This is a genomic window from Streptomyces sp. S07_1.15, from assembly GCF_020739505.1.
Classification (GTDB): domain Bacteria; phylum Actinomycetota; class Actinomycetes; order Streptomycetales; family Streptomycetaceae; genus Streptomyces; species Streptomyces xinghaiensis.
The window spans coordinates 1,678,325-1,694,345 of the sequence record NZ_JAJBZK010000001.1 but is presented as its reverse complement, the minus strand read 5'-3'; the positions used below and the strand labels follow the sequence as shown (position 1 = coordinate 1,694,345).

Here is a 16,021-nt window from a genome sequence, read left to right as displayed (position 1 = left end):
GCTCGGGCGGGCCGGTGCGGTGTCACCAGTTCTTGTACCGGACCTCGCCGAGGCCGCAGAAGGTGCAGCCGGGGCTCAGGAAGTCCTCCGTGCGCCGGAACTCCTCGTCGGCCAGGCGCCAGCGCAGCCAGGCGGTGATGATGTGCCGGCCGTTGCGGGTGGCGTAGATGTGGTCTGTGCCGTCGAGGACGTTGAACCACACCGGCACATCGGTGTTGGTGTAGTCGCGTTCCATGTTGGCGGTGGCGAAGTCCTCGTCACCGCCGATGTACAGGGCCGGCTTCCGCAGGTTGTCCGGGCCGTCGCCGTCGAAGGAGCCGCCGGCCACGTGGATGGTGGTCTCCAGCCGCGGCTCGTCGGCCACGTCGAAGGTCCCGATCGACCCGCGGGAATGGCCGCCGAAGGCCACCTCGGAGGTGTCGAGGTCCTGGTACAGCGGGCTGCCCGGGTCGGCGTTCCGTTCCTCCAGCCAGTCGAGGGCGTCGACCATGTAGGCGCCGCTGCTGGAGGAGACCTCGCTGTAGACGACGAACCCGTGCGAGGACCAGAGGCGCAGCATGTCCTCGTAGTCGGCGGGAGCGGATCCCGCCCCCGGGCCCCAGACGAGGATCGGGTGGTCCACACCGTCCCGGCCGGCGTCCGACGGGTACACCAGCCACCCGTCGTCGCCAGGGCCGGCGCTGCTGTCGACGGTCACCGCGTACGGCCCGGGCTCCGTGACGTCGTCCACCGGGGGCAGCGATCCGGGCGGCGGGTCGGTCGGATCCCCACCGCCCGCGGCCTCGACCAGCACGTCGTCAACGGTCAGCGTCTCCAGGGCGCTGCTGGCGTCCAGGGAGAAGCGCAGCCGCAGGTCGCGGCCGTCGGCCGAGGCCGGGAGGCGGAACGACGCCGCACCCGCGACGGTGCGCGCCGATTCCAGTGCGGTGAACGAGCCGCCGTCGACCGAGTAGGCCGCGGTGAAGGACTCGCCGAGGTCCAGCCCGGACGCCGACCGGGTGTAGGAGACCGTCACGCCGCTGTATCCAGCCAGGTCGATGGGCGCGGACGTGATGGACGGGTCGGTGAACAGCGATCCGCTCAGGCGCGCGCCGTAGGTGCCGGCCCGGGCGGAACCGGAGGCGGTGAAGGTGCCGAGCCCGTCGGAGAAGTCCTCGCTGTAGACCGGGGTGGCGGCGGCTGCTGGGGGCGTGAGAGCGCCGGCGGCACCCACGGTCATGATGCTGAGGGCCACGGCGCCGAAGGCTCGCAGGCGCCCGCGGAGGCGAGTCATGTCTGGTATCCCTTCTGCCCGCGTCGGCTGTCCGCGCCGACGCATCGTGTCGGTTGCGCGAGTTGTGCCTGCCACCGATCGCCGAAAGATGGTTCGGGGATCGGCCCGGGCCGCATTCAAGTGGGAGTCGCGGGGGCGGGCATCAGTGGAACCACCGGTGTCGCCGCGACTGGCGGTGGGCGGATCAGGCGGCCGGATCCGGAGTGTTGTCACCGAAGTGACAACTGGCGGCGCCTGCTCTGTCGTCCGATGAAGAGCCTCCACACCACCGTGGCGGTATCTTCACCTCGCCTTTGTCCCTCACGCGCAAAGGAACCACTGCATGGTGAATGGTTCTCAGCCACCGGCCGGCGAGACGACGGACACGACAGCCCTTGAGGCATCGGCGACCTTCCGGTCGCTTCCGGCCGGGCTTCACGAGCATCTGAGGCCGTTCTTCGAAGGGATCACCGAAGAAGTCGTCCAGGCCATCCGCAAGGAGATCCACGAGTACCACCGGCCCCGCGACGACACCTACAGCCACGTCGTCCACCGGGGTGTGGAGCAAGCGCTCCGCGGGTTCCTGGCCAGGATGGCCGAACCCGACACGGACTGGGAGGAGGTCAAGGCCACCTACCACCGCATCGGCAGGGGCGAGGCCGACGAAGGCCGCAGCTTGGACTCGTTCCAGGCTGCGCTGCGCGTCGGGGCACGCATCACCTGGCGCAGGGTCAACGCCCTGGTCGACGCCGAGGTGCTGCCCCGTCACGTCCTGGCCACGTTCGGCGAGGCGCTGTTCCTGCAACTCGACGAAATGGCGGCGGCGACGACCGTCGGCTACACCGAGGCGCGGCTGCACGCGGCGGGCGAGCTCCAGCTCCGCCGCACCCGGCTGATCGACTTACTGACGGATGAGGCGCCGGCATCCGTCGAAGCGATCACCGACCTCGCCCACAGCGCACGGTGGACCGTCCCGCGTGAACTCGCGGTCGTCGTCGTGGACCACGGCCCCGTACCAGACGCGGCCCGCCCCATCCTGCCGCCCGAGTTCCTCGGGTGCTTCGACGCACAGCCCGGCGTCATGGTCGTGCCCGACCCCGAGAACCCCGGGACAGTCCGGGCCCTCGGGGCGGTGCTGAAGGGACTGCGCGCCGCCGTCGGCCCGACCGTGGCGCCCGACGAAGGGGCCCGCTCGCTGCGGTGGGCCCTGGACGCCCTGGCGCTCTCCCGGCGCGGTGTCCTGCCCGGCACCGGGGTGGTGCGGTGCACCGACCACCTGGCCACGCTGCTGCTGTTCCGCGACGAGGCACTGGTCGACGCGATGGTGCGCCGCCGGCTCCAGCCGCTCGACCAGGTGCGTTCCCCCCAGCGGGAACGCCTCGCGGAGACACTGCTGTGCTGGCTCCAGTGCGGTCACAACGCCAGCGAGGTCGCCGAGCGGCTGGGCGTGCATCCGCAGACGGTGCGCTACCGCCTGCGGCAGCTGGACGAGGTGTTCGGTGAGCAACTGCACGACCCGGCGGCGCAGTTCGAGATGCAGCTGGCCCTGCGGGCGCTGAGCCTGCGGCCCGCCGCATGACCCGCCGAGTGACCCGTGCGGGCGACGCGGGCGGCGCGGCGCGGCCGCGGCCGGACGGACTCCGCGGCGGGCCGGACGGCCGTCCGGCCGGGATCGGCCACCGTGTGCCGTTCGGACCGACAAGATGAGGGGAACCAGCTTCCCGTCCGGAGGTATGGAGTCGAAGGAGAGGACGGTCCGATGGAGCCCCCCAGGGAGACCACACTGGGTGAGCAGCTTCTGCTGCTCGCGCTGGACGACGAGTCGGGGACGGAGAAGGAGTCGGCGAAGGTGGCCTTGGCCGTCTCCGCGGCCGCCCTGGTGGAGCTGGCGCTGGCCCGCCGGATCGACGTCACCGGCGACAAGGTGACCCTCCTCGATCCGACGCCGCTCGGTGAACCCGCCCTCGATGCCGCGCTCGCCGAGATCGCCGGCCGGGACAAGCCCGGCGGGACCGGGGACTGGATCAACCGACTCAAGGGCGACGCGGTGGCCGGAGCGCGCAGCGGCCTGCTGGACAAGGGCCTCGTCCGGGAGGAGCGGAAGAAGGTGCTCGGCCTCTTCCCCGTGCGCCGCTACCCGGAGGCCGACGGCTCGGCGGAGGCCGCGGTGCGGCGGCGGCTGGACGAGGTGGTCCTCGGCGACGAATCCCCTGACGACCGCACGGCGAGCCTGGTGGCCCTGCTGCACGGTGCGGGACTGCACCGGCTGGCCTTCCCGGACGCCGACAGGGCCGCGGTCAAGAAGGCCATGGCGGAGGTCGCGCACGGCCGGTGGTCGGCGGAGGCGGTCCGCCGCGTCATCGAGGCGGCGGAGAACGCCCTGACGGTGATCGTCACGACGACCGTGGTGACCACGACGACCATGAACGGCTGACGGCTGACGGCTGACGGCTGACGCCGGCGGCGGGCCCGGGCGGGGTCCGCCCCGTCCGGCGGCGGTCCCGTGCGCCCCTGTTCCGCACTCCCGGGGCCGGACAATCTCGGAGCAGCCAAGTCCGCTTGTGTAAAAGTGCGTTCGACGGGGGTCTCTCCGTTTGGGGCGCGAGGGACTGGTCACGCGTGGGGTGTGCTCCTGTGCCGTTCCGTGACCGGGCGGGCCGGATCCGCGACGGCACGGGGGCGGAGACCAACGACCGAGCCGCCACGGGGGATTTCGCACCAGGGTTTCTCCCGTGTTGCTGAAACGCACGACGTCCGCAGACAAGGGCGGGGGCTTGTCTTCCTGTGTTGCAGACGGGTATTCCGCCGGTCCCCGCGACCGGTTGATGCTGCGATGCCGAGGTATGCCGTCCCCGATGACGATCCGGGAATTGATGCGTATGCACGGAAGAAGTGAGTGCAGGACTCTGGTACCGGGACTGGGGGCCGAACACCTGCATATCCTCCAACTCCTCTCCCAGGGCTGCACCATGGCCCAGGTGGCGCGCCGCTTGGGCGTGAGTGAGCGCACGCTGCGCCGCAGGCTCCGCGTCATCTGCGAGCACGTCCAGGTCGACACCCCGGTGGAGGCGGTGGTGTGGGCGGTGCGCCGGCACATTCTCTGAGGCTCCGTGATCCCCTCCCGCCCTCCCGCCCTCCCGCCCTCCCGCCTTCCCGGCTCCCGCCCGGGCCGGGAGAAGCCGCCGGTGGGAGCGGTGCCGTCGATCGCCCCGCCGGGTGGCGTGCCCGGCGGGGCGGCGTGCTGCCGCCGCACGAGCGCGGGAGGAGGGACCGCGGCGCCGCGGCCTCCGCCCGGGTACGGCGCGTGGGCCGCGGCGCCGCGCCGCACGGTCCGGAGGCGGTCGGTGGCCGATGGCGGTCACCGCCGTTGCCCGCCCGCCGCGGGCCGCGATACAAAGCGACGGTGGAACGCTCAGGGAGAGAACTCTCGGAAATCGGCCCGTCCGTGACGTCCGCCGAATTACCGGTCGAAGAACCGGTGAGGCGGCTGATCGGCCGCCTCGGCCTCGGGTCACTCGACGGCTCGGAGTTGTCTTCGCATCCGGGCCGCAACGACAATTGGTCGGGGGTGACCGATACCGGTGCCGCGGTGTTCGTGAAGAAACTGAGAGGCGGTTCCGGAGAATCGCTGAGGCGTTATCGGCGCATCATGGCGTTCGAGCGGATGGCCGGTGACGCCCCGGCCGCCGTCCCGCACCCCGAGCTGCTCGGGGGCGACGAGGAGAACCGGCTGCTGGCCTTCGCGCTCCTGGACGATGTGCGCTCGGGCAGTGAACTCGCGGCCGACGACGGCTTCGGCCCCGAGCTCGCGCACACGGCGGGACGCACGCTCGCCGCCCTGCACCGCATGCCCCACCGGGCGGACGCTCTGCCCCGTCCCGATCCCCACCCCTTCCCGCCGACGGAGGACCTCCGGGAACTGCCGCTGCACGTCTACCTGGGCGCCACGGGCGCCTTCCTCCAGGCCTGGGGCCTGCTGCAGCGGGACCGTCCGCTCCTCGGCGCGCTCGAGCGGCTGCGGGCGTCCGAGGACGGCCGCTTCGACGTCCCCGTGCACGGCGACCTGAGGCTCGATCAGTTCCTGGTGGCGGACGGGCGCCTGTACCTGAGCGACTGGGAGGAGTTCCGCCTCGGCGACCCCGCCCGGGACATCGGCGCCTTCGCCGGGGAGTGGCTGCACCGTGCCGTGCTGCGCATCCCGGTGGACGGCGACGCGGGCGAGCCGCTCGCCGGGGCCCTCACCCACGAGCAGGTCGTGGCGCGCGGCAGCCGGGAACTGGGCCGGGTTGTCCCCCTCGTGGCGTCCTTCTGGCAGGGGTACCGGGAGGGCGGCGGACCGGTGGCCGGCGACCCGGGGCTCGCCGAGCGGGCCACCGCCTACGCCGGCTGGCATCTCATCGACCGGCTCATCGCCTCCACGCGGGAGAACGGCCGGCTGTCGGCCATCGTCCGGGCCGCGGCCGGCATCGGCCGCACCGCGGTGCTGGACCCGGGCGGTTTTGTGTCGACGGTCGGATTCGGGGAGGCGGCATGAGCACGGACACGGCGGCGACGGCAGCGGCGGTCACGGCAGCGGCGGCGTCGAAGAGCGCCCCGGGGCGGCTGTCCCCGGGGCTGCGCCGGGCGCTGGCGGCCGTGACGACGGCACCCGGCGCGACATCGGCGCTCGTCGAGGGGGAGGAGGTGACCGCCGAGTCGGCGGCCGTCCTGCGGCTCGCCCTCGCCCGCGTCCTGTACGAGGTCCTGCACACCGGCCGGGGCCTGCGGGACGAGGCGCCGCCCAAGAGCCTGCGCGCCCCCGCCTATGAGGAGAGACTGGCCGACGCCACACCGCATCGCGAGACGGTGGTGCCGGGGACCGACACCGGAGAACGGGCGCGGGGCGGCGGACGGCTCATGGAGATCGACGGGCTGCGGGTCGCCGTCCCCGACGCCGTCCGGCTGCGGGCCGGCGGTTCCTCCCGCGCGCCGGAGGGCGCCGGGGCCGGTCCGGGGGGCACGGGGCCGGCCGCGGAGGGGAGGGCGGACCGCCGCGCGGTACGTATCGCGCTGCCCGCCGCCCGGCCGGCCCTCTCGCCGGGCTTCTTCCTGGTGGACAGCGGTGCGGGCCGGGTGGGGCCGGGCGGGCTGCTGCGGGTGTACCTCCGCGTCGCCGACGCCGAGGCGGCCCCGGCGCTGTGGAACGCGGTGCTGACGCTGCTGGAGGAACGGTCCGCCGTCTACCGCGCCAAGATCATCTCCAATCCGGTGAGCCTGCCCCGCAACGACGGGATGGTGGTGTACCTCGACCCCTCCTCCTGGGGCGAGGCGCCCCGGATCGCCGAGGCGGCCGTCGCCGCGGGGGTGCCCGACGCGGTGCGCCCCGCCTTCGCGCACCCCCTCGCGCCCGGTGTGACCGCCGCCTGGGAACCGGAGGACGGCCGTCCCGGCATGACCGGGCTGAGCTTCGGCGAGCACCGCGCCCACGTCCTGGCCCGCTGCTGTGTGGAGGCCGCCCTCGACGGGCGGGAGCGGCCCGGGGAGGACGAACTGGCCGCCGCCTGCGCCGAGGCCAACATCGATCCCGCGGACCCGGCCCGGAACCTCACCTCGCGGCCCTGGCCCTGGCTGCCGCCCCTGGGATGAGGCCGCGCGGACGGCCCGCCATCCCGGCCGGCTTCCGTCCGCGTCTCCCGCCCCGCCGCCCGGCTCCCGCGCGCCCCGCGCCGTCCGGCAGACCGTCCTGTCCGGCAGACCGCCCCGTCCGCCAGACCGCCCCGTCCGGCAGACCGTCCCGACCCTCCCGACCGCACCGACCGCCCGAGGAGCGAGCCCACCATGGCGAAGGACCCGTCCGCGACGCCGGGGGAAGAGCTGCGCGTCTTCTCCGAACTGTTCCGCCGCCGGAAGGCGGCCGTCGGGAGTGCCGTCGTCCTCAGCCTGCTGGCGGCCACCGCCACGCTGCTGCTCCCGCTGCAGGTCCGGGATCTGGTGGCGGCCCTCACCGGTGACGGGCCTCCGGCCGGCCCGCTGGTGACGATGGCCTGCCTGGCGGTCGGCGCCGCCGGCTGCTCGGCCCTGGGGGCCTATCTGCTGGCCCGGGCCGGCGAGGGGCTGGTCGCCTCGGCCCGCAACCGGATCGCCGCGCACGTCCTGCGGCTGCCGCTGCGCACCGTCCGCCGGGAGGGTGCGGGCAATCTCGTGGCGCGGGTCAGCTCCGACAGCTCGCAGTTGCGGTCCGTGGTGGACGTGGGCGTCACCCAGATCCCGGCCTCGCTGTTCCTCACCGCCGGCACGTTGGTCGCGATGGGCCTGCTCGACTGGGTCCTGCTCCTGGTGGTGGTGTGCACCTTCACCCTGGCGGGCGCCGGCGTCACCCTGTCCGTGCGGGCCATCCGCAGCGGTGTGGAGCGCCAGCAGGGCGCGATCGGGGCCATGTCGCAGCAGATGACGGCGGCGGTGCTCTCCCTGCCGACCGTCAAGGCGTTCCGGGCGGAGCGCCAGGCCGCCGCCTCTCTGGAGCGCAGCGTGGACGACGCGGCCCGGGCGGCGGTGTCGGTGGCGCGCTCGCAGGTGATGGTGGGCCCGACGATGCAGCTCGGACAGCAGATCGCCATCGTGGCCGTGATGGTCACCAGCGGGGCGCGGCTGGCCGACGGGGTGCTCACGATCGGGGAGTTCGCGGCGTTCATCGTCTACCTGCTGCAGATGATCTCACCGCTGACGATGCTGGTCTCCGGCATCGCCCGCATGCAGACCGGCCTGGCCGCGCGGAGCCGTCTCGACAGCGTGCTCACGCTGCCCCCCGAGCACCCGGGCGCCACCGAGCCGGCGGCTCCCGTCCCCTCCGCCCCGGCCGTCACGTTCGAGGACGTGACGTACACCGACGCCGGGCGCACGATCATCCACGAGGCGGCGTTCACCGCGCCCGCCCGGGGACTGACCGCGCTCGTCGGGCCGTCCGGGGCCGGGAAGACGACGCTGCTGAGCCTGATCGAGCGCTTCCTGCCGCCGACCTCGGGCCGTATCGCGGTGGGCGGGCGGGCGCTGGAGGAGTGGCCGCTGGACCAGCTGCGCGGTCAGATCTCCTACGTCGACCAGAACTTCACCCTCATCGAGGGGACGGTGCGCGAGAACCTGCTGCTCGGCGCGGAGGACGGCCACCGCGAGGCCGAACTGTGGCAGGCCCTGGAGACCATGGGGCTGCGCGAGGCCGTGGAGCTGCTGCCGGACGGGCTCGACACCGAGCTGGGCCGCGCGGAGGACCTCTCGGGCGGCCAGCGCCAGCGGCTTGCCGCGGCGCGGGTACTGCTGCGGGACGCCCGGATCGTGCTCTTCGACGAACCGACGTCGCAGCTCGACAGCGAGAACGAGGAGCGGCTTCGCCGCATGATGCGCGACCTGGCCGGGGAGCGCGCCGTCATCGCGGTGGCGCACCGCATCTCCACCGTGCAGGACGCGGACCTCATCGTGGTGGTGGACGAGGGGCGGATCGTCGGCCGCGGCACCCACGAGGAACTGCTGCTGTGCTGCCCCCGCTACGTCGAGCTGGTCCGCGGCCAGGTCCTGCGCGGCGGCGGGGACCCGGGGCCCGCGCGGCGGGCCGGCGTGGGGGCCTCGCTGTGACGGCCGGTCACCCGGAGGGCGCGCCGCCCGGCCCGGCGGCTCCGGCGGCACCGGCGTCCTCGGCGGCACCGGCAGACGGGCAGGACGGGCCGGACGCGGAAGCCGCCGGCGGCCTCGCGCGGCTGCTGGTCGTCGGCACCGGCTCGGTCGCCGCCGCGCACCTGCCCTTCTGGGCGGGCTGGCTGCGCGGCGCGCACCCGCACCTGGCCACCCGGTTCGTCCTCACCCGCTCCGCCGAGCGCTTCGTCACGCGGGAGGCGCTGACCGCGATCGGCGGGGCGCCCGTTCTGCGGGACCGGTGGCCCGACGAGCCGCAGGAGAGCGCGCCGCACGTGGACCTCGCCCAGTGGCCGCAGGCCGTCGTCGTCCACCCCGCCACGTTCCACTGCGTGGCGCGGCTGGCGCTCGGGCTCGCCGACACCCCGGTGCTGCTGGCGCTCCAGTGCACCTCCGCACCGGTGGTCATCGCCCCCGCGCTGCCGCCCGGCGGCGCGGAGAGCCCGGCGTACGCCGAGCATCTGCGGCGGCTGGCCGGGCGTCCCGGCGTTACGGTCGTGCCACCGCACCCGGGCCGCAGTACGACCAGCGGCCGCCGGGAGGCCTGGGCCCCCGCCGCCTTCCCCGAGGTGGTGGCCCGGGCGGCCCGCGAGGCGGCGCGGCCGCGGGCCGCCGCGGACGGACCGCGCCGGCCGCCCGCCGCGGACGGACGGCCCGCACGGGGCCGGCAGGACCGCGCATCCGCAACCGAGGAGGAGTGCACATGACGACGAACGGCAACAGCAGCGCCTACGGTGACGCGCTCGCGGACGTGTACGACCAGCTCTACCCCGCCGCGGGGCCCGCCATCGACACGATGGTCGCCTTCCTGGAAGGACTGCGGCCCACGCCCGCGACGCTCCTCGAACTCGGCGTGGGCACCGGCCGGCTGGCCGTGCCGCTCGCCCGGCACGGCTACCGGGTGCACGGTGTGGACGCCTCGGCGGCGATGCTGGAGAAGCTGGCCGAGAACGACACGACGGGCACCGTCACCAGTACCCGGGGCGACTTCACACACCGCGTCGTGGACGACCGGTTCGACATCGTGCTCATCGCGCTCAACACGCTGTTCATGCTGCCGACCCAGGAGCAGCAGATCAGCTGTCTGCGCGGCGTCCGCGACTCGCTCGCCGACGGCGGCGTCGCCGTCGTGGAGACCTACGACCCGATGGTCTACCACCAACTGACCGGGCCCACCTCGCGGTTCAACCATCTGGCCCCGGACGCGCTGCTGGTGGACACCGTCCAGGTCAACCGCAGCCTGCAGAGCGTCCTGGTGGTGCACACGATCCTCACGCCCGGCGGGCTGCGCAAGGTGCCCGAGGTGAGCCGGTACGCCTGGCCCGCCGAGTTCGACCTCATGGCCCGGCTGGCCGGGCTGCGGGTGACCGGGCGCTGGAGTGACTGGGAGCGCGGCGAGGTCACCGACCACACCGACCGGCACGTCGTCACCCTGGAGGCCGCCGCGGACGGGCCCGCCGCGGACGAGCCCGCCGCGGCACCCGCTGCCCGGGGCTGAGGGACGGCCGGCGGAGCCGTGCCCCGCTTCGTAGTGGAAGCTTGACGGGATGTTGTGTTAACGCAATACTCGGTATCGTTGAGTCTGCATTGCGAAGGGTTCAGGTGATGACCGCAGCGCTCCAGATCGACGGGATCGGCAAGAGCTATGGCACACGGCGAGTCGTCGACGGCCTGACCTTCGGCGTCCGGGCCGGTGAGCTCTTCGGCTTCGTCGGCGGCAACGGCGCCGGCAAGACGACGACCATGCGGATCATCCTGGGCGTCCTCGCCCCGGACGCCGGCCGGGTGTGCTGGCAGGGGCGGCCGATCTCGTTCGCCACCCGCCGCCGCATCGGGTACATGCCGGAGGAGCGGGGGCTGTACCCGCGCATGAAGGCCGCCGAACAGCTGCGGTACTTCGGTGAACTGCACGGCATGACACCGGCCGCCGCCCGTGCCGCCGCCCGCGGGTGGCTGGAGCGCCTGGACGTCGCCGGGTACGCCGACGCGGAGGTGCAGTCCCTCAGCCTGGGGAACCAGCAGCGCGTGCAGCTCGCCGCGGCCCTCGTCCACGACCCGGTGGCGCTCGTGCTGGACGAACCCTTCTCCGGGCTCGACCCGGTCGCGGTGGACGTGATGAGCGACGTGCTCCGGCAGACGGCGGCGGCCGGGGTGCCGGTGGTCTTCTCCAGCCATCAGCTGTCGCTGGTGGAGGGGTTGTGCGACCGCGTCGGCATCATCGCCGACGGCCGGCTCGTCGCCTGCGGGACCGTCGGGGAGCTCGGCGGTCCGGCCGGGGACAGCCTGGTGGTGGATGTGCGCGGCGCCCCGGAGGGGTGGGCCGACGCCCTGCCCGGGGTGCGGGTACTCGGCCGGGAGGGCAGCAGCGTCCGGCTCGGTCTCGCCGACCCCGGGGACGACCAGCGGGTGCTGCGCGCCGCGCTGGCGGCCGGCCGGGTCGCCTCCTTCGCCTGGGAGCGGCGCTCCCTGGCGGAGGTGTTCCGCGACACCGCCGGCCGCCGCACGGCCGGCGCGGCCGCGGGAGGCGGCGCGTGAACCCCGCCACGTCCCGCGCCCCGCGATCCCCCGGGAACACCACGGCGGACGGGCCGGCCGGGGGCCGCTTCCCCGGGGCCCCGCTGTCGTCCCGCCGTGCGGTGGGCCTCGTCGCGCGGCGGGAGATCCGCAGCCGGACGCGGACGAAGTCCTTCGTGTTCGGCACGGCCGGACTCCTGCTCGTCCTCGGCCTCTACGCCCTCCTCCCGCTGTTCGCGCAGAGCGGGCCGGCCGTCGTCGGGCTCGACGACCGGGCCGCGGCGCTGCGCCCCGCCCTGGAGTCCGCAGCGCGGGAGGCGGGGGAGTCGTACCGCTTCGAGGAGGTCAGCCGTGGCGGGGCAAAGGAGCTCCTGCGGACCGGGGAACTGTCGGCCGTCGTGACCGGCCCGCCCGGCAGCCCCGGGCTCGTGGTCGAACACGGCGCCGATCCGGAGCTGCTGACCGCGGTGCGCACCACCGCCGAGCGGGAGCGCACCGTCCGGGAACTGCGCGAGGCGGGCGTCGACCCGGCGGAACTGGCCAGGAACGTCGGCTCGCCCGAGGTGCGCGTCACCGCCCTGGAACCCGCGAGGAACGGGGCGGCCGAGCAGTTCGTCCTCGTGCTGGCCTCCACCGGACTGCTGTACTTCTTCTTCGTCCTCCTCGGTCTGACGCTCGCCCAGGGCGTGGTGGAGGAGAAGTCCAGCCGGGTGGTGGAGCTGCTGCTCTCCACGATCCGGCCGTGGCAGCTGCTGGCGGGCAAGACGATCGGCGTCGCCGTCGTCGGGCTCGCCCAGTTCCTGCTGCTCGGCGGTGCGGGGGCCGCGCTGGCGGAGACGACCGGACTGCTCCGGCTGCCGGCCGCCGTCGGCGGCACCCTGCTCGCCCTGGGGGTGTGGTTCGTCCTCGGGTTCCTCCTGTTCGCCGCGCTGCTGGCGGCCGCCGCCGCGCGGGTGTCCCGCCAGGAGGACCTCCAGGCCGTCGTCCAGCCGGTGATGGTGCTGATCACCGCACCGTTCGTGCTGGGCCTCGTCCTGCTCACCGACGATCCGCACGCCCCGGTCATCGAGTGGCTGTCCCTGCTGCCGCCGTTCAGCCCCGTGCTGATGCCCGCGCGCATGGTGCTGGGCACGGCTGACGCCTGGCAGGTCGCGCTGTCGCTCCTGCTCGCCGGGGCGGCCCTGGTCCTGCTGACCCGGCTGGCCGGCCGGGTGTACGCCGGCAGCGTGCTGCACAACGGAGCACGCCTGAGCATCAAGGAGGCCCTGCGCAGGCGGTGAGACACCGGGCACCCGGTGCCCACCGCCCCCCGTCACCACCGGCGCCGCGGCCGTCGTCCGGCCCTGCCGCCGCGCTCTTGATACCCACCACTCCATCCGGAGGTCACACCGTGGACATCGTCCTGTGGATCGTCATCGGTCTCGCCCTGTTCATCGCCGTCGCCGCGGGCATCAGGGCGAACCGCCGCCGCTGACCCGCACGCACCACCGCCCGGCCACCGGGAACGGGCGCACGGGGCGGCCGCCGCCCCGCCGTTCCCGGTGACCGCGCCGATCCGCCGTCAGACCGCGCCGGCGGGGTCCGGAACGACGGCGAAGCCGGGGGAGGGGGACGCCCGCACCATCCGGTCCACCGCCGCACCCTCGGCCACGACCACACCCGTGAATCCCTCCGGGGCGAAGAACCGCCGTGCCGCCGCGGCCACTTCGGCCGGGCGCACCGCCGTGAGCCGCTCCTCCCACCGGTGCAGCCAGTCGGCCCCGGCGCCCACGTGCAGGAGGTTCGACAGAGCGGTCGCCAGCGCCGCGGGCGCGGCCATCGCGGTGGCCGTCGATCCGGCCGCGTACCGCTGCGCGGACCGCACCTCCGCCGTGTCCGGCGGCTGCTCGCACACCCGCTCCAGCTCCTCGCGCACACAGGCCAGTGCGGCGGCGGTGTGCTCGGTGGCGGTGTCCGCCTCGACCATGAGCGCCGAGGAGCCGGGCACCGACTCCATGCCCGAGGCGACGAGATAGGCGTACCCCTTCTCCTCCCGCAGGCGCCGGGCCAGGCGGGAGGAGAACGAACCGCCGAAGGCGACGTTGGCCAGGTGCAGCGCCGGATAGGCCGGGTCCGTCCGCGGGACGGCGGGAGCGGCCAGCCGCAGCAGGCTCTGCACCGCGCCGGGCCGGCGCACCAGCCGCAGCGGCCCTCCGCCGAACGGCGGCGGCGGTACGCGCCGCACCTCCCCCTCCGCCGCCCGCCAGCCGCCCAGCGTGCGCGTCACCTGGTGGAGCGCCTCGTCCGGCCGCACGTCCCCGGCCAGGACGAGGGACGCCCCGCCCGCGCGGACGTGCTGTCGGTGCAGGGCGCGCAGCGCGGCGGCGTCGCACCCGCGGAGGCCGTCCGGGGCGGGCTGCCACAGTGCGGCGCGCTCCCCGTACCGGTGCCGCAGCAGGGCGTCCTGCGCGACGGCGGCGGGCTGGTCCGCGGCCAGCCGCAGGCGGTGGGCCGTCTGCGCGGCCTGCCGCGCGACCAGCGCGTCGTCCAGCTCCGGCCGCAGCACCGCGTCGGCGAGCAGCCGCAGCACGTCGGGCAGCCGGTCGGCCAGGGTGTGGCCCGTGACGGTGAGGCGCCGCGCGTCGGCCGTGGCGGTGAGCGTCGCCCCGCAGCCGGCCAGTGCGGCGTCGAAGGAGGCGGCGTCGTGCTCGGGCGTGCCGTGCAGCAGGCAGGCCGCGAGCACCTGCCGGCGGGAGACGTCACCGCCGGTGGCGGGGGCGTGGGGCACCGTCAGCCGGATCTCCGCCAGCGGGACGACGGGGGCCCGGACGACCACCACGCGCAGCCCGTTGCCGAGCACCGTGTCCACGTCGGGGGCGGGGACGGCGGCCGTCATGCGGCGGCTCCCGCGGCCGGATCGATGAGCACGGCCGCACGGCCGTGCGACCGCAGGGCCGCCGCCGCGTCCCGCACCCGTTCGGGGGTCGCCCGCTCCCGCAGCAGACGCGGCAGCCCGTCCGTCAGTTCCGCCTCGCCGAAGAGCACCTCCCGGGTGCCCAGCAACCGGGCGCGGACCGCCGGATCCCCCAACTCCCGCAGGGCCGCCGCCGCCCAGCGGGCGGTGACGCGGCCGAGCCGGTCCGGCTCGGGGCCCCGTTCGGCCACCTCGGCCACCTCCTCGTCCAGCGCCGTGAGGACGGCGTCCGCTCCGCCGGGCCCGCCGCCCGCGCCGCCGCCCGCCGTGCGGGGAGCCGGCGGGCCGTGCACCGCGAAGACGGTCAGCAGGTCGGGGCCGCGCGTCTCCATCGGCACGCCGAACAGGCCGCAGCCCACCGACAGGCTCGTCACCCCCGACGCCTGTCCCCGCAGCCTGCGCCGCAGGGGCGCGTCGCCGCCCTGGGCCAGCAGCGAGGCCAGGGCGAGGTGCGCGAGGTAGGCGTCGCGCCCGGTCGCCGGGTCCGGGAGGGGCAGGGCCGCGCCGAGGGCGGGCATCCGCGCGTGCGGGTCCGTCACCCGCGTCCGGGTCCGCTCCCGTGCGGGCGGTTCGGCGAGCCGCGGGGCGGGAGGCGGCTCCCGCCCGGGCAGCCGGCCGAAGTGCCGCCGCACCAGCCCGGCGGCGGCACCGGGGTCGAAACCCCCGGCGAGGGTGAGGTGCGCATTGGCCGGGGCGTAATAGCGGGCGAAGAATTCCCGGCAGTCGGACAACTCCACGGCGGCCAGGTCCGCCGTTTCCCCGTAACCGTCCCGGGTGTTCTCGGAGCGGCTGAACAGCGCCTTCGGGAGAATCCACGGATAACAGCCGTAGGGGCGGTTGCGGAGGGCGAGTCCGATTTCCTCTCCGATGACCGCCGTCTGGCTCCGCAGATTCTCCTCGGTGATATGCGGGGCGCGCATGCGCTCGGCCTCCAGGAAAAGCAGCAGATCGAGTGCGGAGGCCGGTGCGGCGCTGTGGTAGACGGTCACGTCCTGCCGGGTGCTCGCGTCGCACCGGCCGCCGGCGTCCTGGACGAGCCGCAGGTGATCGCCCGGGGGAACGCTGCCGCCCCCCTGGAAGACCAGATGCTCGAACAGATGGGCGAGGCCGCTGCGGCCCGCCGGTTCGGTGCGGAATCCCACGGCGTAATGCACCGCGATTCCCACGGCCGGTGTCGCGTCGTCGGGGGCCAAGAGCACCCGCAGGCCGTTGTCGAGAATGATGCGGCGTATCCGGTGCGGTGTCATCCGGGGGAGAGTATCCCGCCCTTTCGGGCGGTTCAACGCCGTGCCCTGGCTGATTGCGGACACTGTCCGATTGCGGTCAGGACGGTTGCCAGCCGTCGCCGGGGACGGCAATGGTGCTGGGGCGGCCACGGAGGCGGAGCCATGCGCCGAACGTGAGTCCGTGCATTTCCCGTTACCTGTCACATCCGACGAAGGAGTTCTTCATGGACACTCAGTCGCTGATCAGCGGCTACGCCGCCTACGCGGAGGCCGAGGAGATCGCCCCGGCCGCCGAGGCCCCGGCCGCCACCACCACGGTGACCACCTCCTCGCAGGCGTGCATCTCCGCGATCTCCGCGGTCTCGGCGGTGTCGGTCGACAACACCTTCGACCACTCCTGCTGATCCCGCCGGG

14 protein-coding genes are annotated in these 16,021 nt (G+C 74.6%); 11 read left to right on the top strand and 3 right to left on the bottom strand.

All coding sequences use genetic code 11. The annotated features are described in order from the left end of the window. Positions 1-22 precede the first annotated feature (22 nt). A complete protein-coding gene (locus LIX60_RS07180; protein WP_227957715.1) occupies positions 23-1,273 on the bottom strand; it encodes a hypothetical protein in 1,251 nt (416 codons plus the stop codon). A gap of 322 nt (positions 1,274-1,595) precedes the next feature. Between LIX60_RS07180 and LIX60_RS07175 the strand changes: the two genes are divergently transcribed. From LIX60_RS07175 to LIX60_RS07130, 10 genes are all read left to right on the top strand, one after another. After that, complete coding sequence (locus LIX60_RS07175) at positions 1,596-2,831, top strand: CdaR family transcriptional regulator (RefSeq protein WP_227957714.1); 1,236 nt, start codon at positions 1,596-1,598, stop codon at positions 2,829-2,831. Between the two features lie 180 nt (positions 2,832-3,011). Then, a complete protein-coding gene (locus LIX60_RS07170; RefSeq protein WP_227957713.1) occupies positions 3,012-3,686 on the top strand; it encodes a GPP34 family phosphoprotein in 675 nt (224 codons plus the stop codon). A 391-nt stretch (positions 3,687-4,077) separates the two neighbouring features. After that, positions 4,078-4,356, top strand: coding sequence for a helix-turn-helix domain-containing protein (locus LIX60_RS07165; protein WP_308102017.1), 279 nt, complete (start codon positions 4,078-4,080; stop codon positions 4,354-4,356). After that, positions 4,329-5,786: a class V lanthionine synthetase subunit LxmK gene (lxmK, locus tag LIX60_RS07160; RefSeq protein ID WP_308101111.1), complete on the top strand. Its 1,458-nt coding sequence runs from the start codon at positions 4,329-4,331 to the stop codon at positions 5,784-5,786. The genes LIX60_RS07165 and lxmK overlap by 28 nt, the downstream gene beginning before the upstream one ends. Next, the gene (locus tag LIX60_RS07155; protein WP_227957711.1) at positions 5,783-6,877 is read left to right on the top strand and encodes a T3SS effector HopA1 family protein; all 1,095 of its coding nucleotides are present in this window, start codon (positions 5,783-5,785) and stop codon (positions 6,875-6,877) included. The genes lxmK and LIX60_RS07155 overlap by 4 nt, the downstream gene beginning before the upstream one ends. A 192-nt stretch (positions 6,878-7,069) precedes the next feature. Then, positions 7,070-8,857 carry an ABC transporter ATP-binding protein gene (locus LIX60_RS07150; RefSeq protein ID WP_227957710.1) on the top strand — a complete coding sequence of 596 codons (1,788 nt, stop codon included), beginning with the start codon at positions 7,070-7,072 and terminating at the stop codon, positions 8,855-8,857. Continuing rightward, positions 8,854-9,621, top strand: a complete 768-nt coding sequence (locus LIX60_RS07145) for a flavoprotein (RefSeq protein WP_227957709.1) — start codon at positions 8,854-8,856, stop codon at positions 9,619-9,621. The genes LIX60_RS07150 and LIX60_RS07145 overlap by 4 nt, the downstream gene beginning before the upstream one ends. Then, complete coding sequence (locus LIX60_RS07140) at positions 9,618-10,412, top strand: bifunctional 2-polyprenyl-6-hydroxyphenol methylase/3-demethylubiquinol 3-O-methyltransferase UbiG (RefSeq protein WP_227957708.1); 795 nt, start codon at positions 9,618-9,620, stop codon at positions 10,410-10,412. Before LIX60_RS07145 ends, LIX60_RS07140 begins: the two co-directional genes overlap by 4 nt. Before the next feature lie 107 nt (positions 10,413-10,519). Next, complete coding sequence (locus tag LIX60_RS07135) at positions 10,520-11,449, top strand: ABC transporter ATP-binding protein (protein ID WP_227957707.1); 930 nt, start codon at positions 10,520-10,522, stop codon at positions 11,447-11,449. Next, entirely contained in the window at positions 11,446-12,708 is a 1,263-nt protein-coding gene (locus LIX60_RS07130; RefSeq protein WP_227957706.1) for an ABC transporter permease, read from the top strand. Before LIX60_RS07135 ends, LIX60_RS07130 begins: the two co-directional genes overlap by 4 nt. Before the next feature lie 281 nt (positions 12,709-12,989). On the opposite strand, the gene LIX60_RS07125 is transcribed toward LIX60_RS07130, so the two are convergent. Continuing rightward, entirely contained in the window at positions 12,990-14,303 is a 1,314-nt protein-coding gene (locus tag LIX60_RS07125; protein ID WP_227957705.1) for a pitrilysin family protein, read from the bottom strand. Then, positions 14,300-15,628 carry a pitrilysin family protein gene (locus tag LIX60_RS07120; RefSeq protein WP_227957704.1) on the bottom strand — a complete coding sequence of 443 codons (1,329 nt, stop codon included), beginning with the start codon at positions 15,626-15,628 and terminating at the stop codon, positions 14,300-14,302. Before LIX60_RS07120 ends, LIX60_RS07125 begins: the two co-directional genes overlap by 4 nt. A gap of 203 nt (positions 15,629-15,831) precedes the next feature. Here LIX60_RS07120 and LIX60_RS07115 point away from each other — a divergent pair, with 203 nt between their 5' ends. Beyond that, entirely contained in the window at positions 15,832-16,011 is a 180-nt protein-coding gene (locus LIX60_RS07115) for an LxmA leader domain family RiPP (RefSeq protein WP_227957703.1), read from the top strand. The last annotated feature ends 10 nt before the right edge of the window (positions 16,012-16,021 follow it).

Bases quoted from the DNA above. Each gene is read 5' to 3' on its own strand.
- LIX60_RS07115 (WP_227957703.1), top strand. From the start codon at position 15,832: ATGGACACTCAGTCGCTGATCAGCGGCTACGCCGCCTACGCGGAGGCC.
- LIX60_RS07140 (WP_227957708.1), top strand. From the start codon at position 9,618: ATGACGACGAACGGCAACAGCAGCGCCTACGGTGACGCGCTCGCGGAC.
- LIX60_RS07150 (WP_227957710.1), top strand. From the start codon at position 7,070: ATGGCGAAGGACCCGTCCGCGACGCCGGGGGAAGAGCTGCGCGTCTTC.
- LIX60_RS07180 (WP_227957715.1), bottom strand. From the start codon at position 1,273: ATGACTCGCCTCCGCGGGCGCCTGCGAGCCTTCGGCGCCGTGGCCCTC.
- LIX60_RS07170 (WP_227957713.1), top strand. From the start codon at position 3,012: ATGGAGCCCCCCAGGGAGACCACACTGGGTGAGCAGCTTCTGCTGCTC.
- LIX60_RS07135 (WP_227957707.1), top strand. From the start codon at position 10,520: ATGACCGCAGCGCTCCAGATCGACGGGATCGGCAAGAGCTATGGCACA.
- LIX60_RS07165 (WP_308102017.1), top strand. From the start codon at position 4,078: ATGCTGCGATGCCGAGGTATGCCGTCCCCGATGACGATCCGGGAATTG.
- LIX60_RS07175 (WP_227957714.1), top strand. From the start codon at position 1,596: ATGGTGAATGGTTCTCAGCCACCGGCCGGCGAGACGACGGACACGACA.
- LIX60_RS07155 (WP_227957711.1), top strand. From the start codon at position 5,783: ATGAGCACGGACACGGCGGCGACGGCAGCGGCGGTCACGGCAGCGGCG.
- LIX60_RS07120 (WP_227957704.1), bottom strand. From the start codon at position 15,628: ATGACACCGCACCGGATACGCCGCATCATTCTCGACAACGGCCTGCGG.
- LIX60_RS07125 (WP_227957705.1), bottom strand. From the start codon at position 14,303: ATGACGGCCGCCGTCCCCGCCCCCGACGTGGACACGGTGCTCGGCAAC.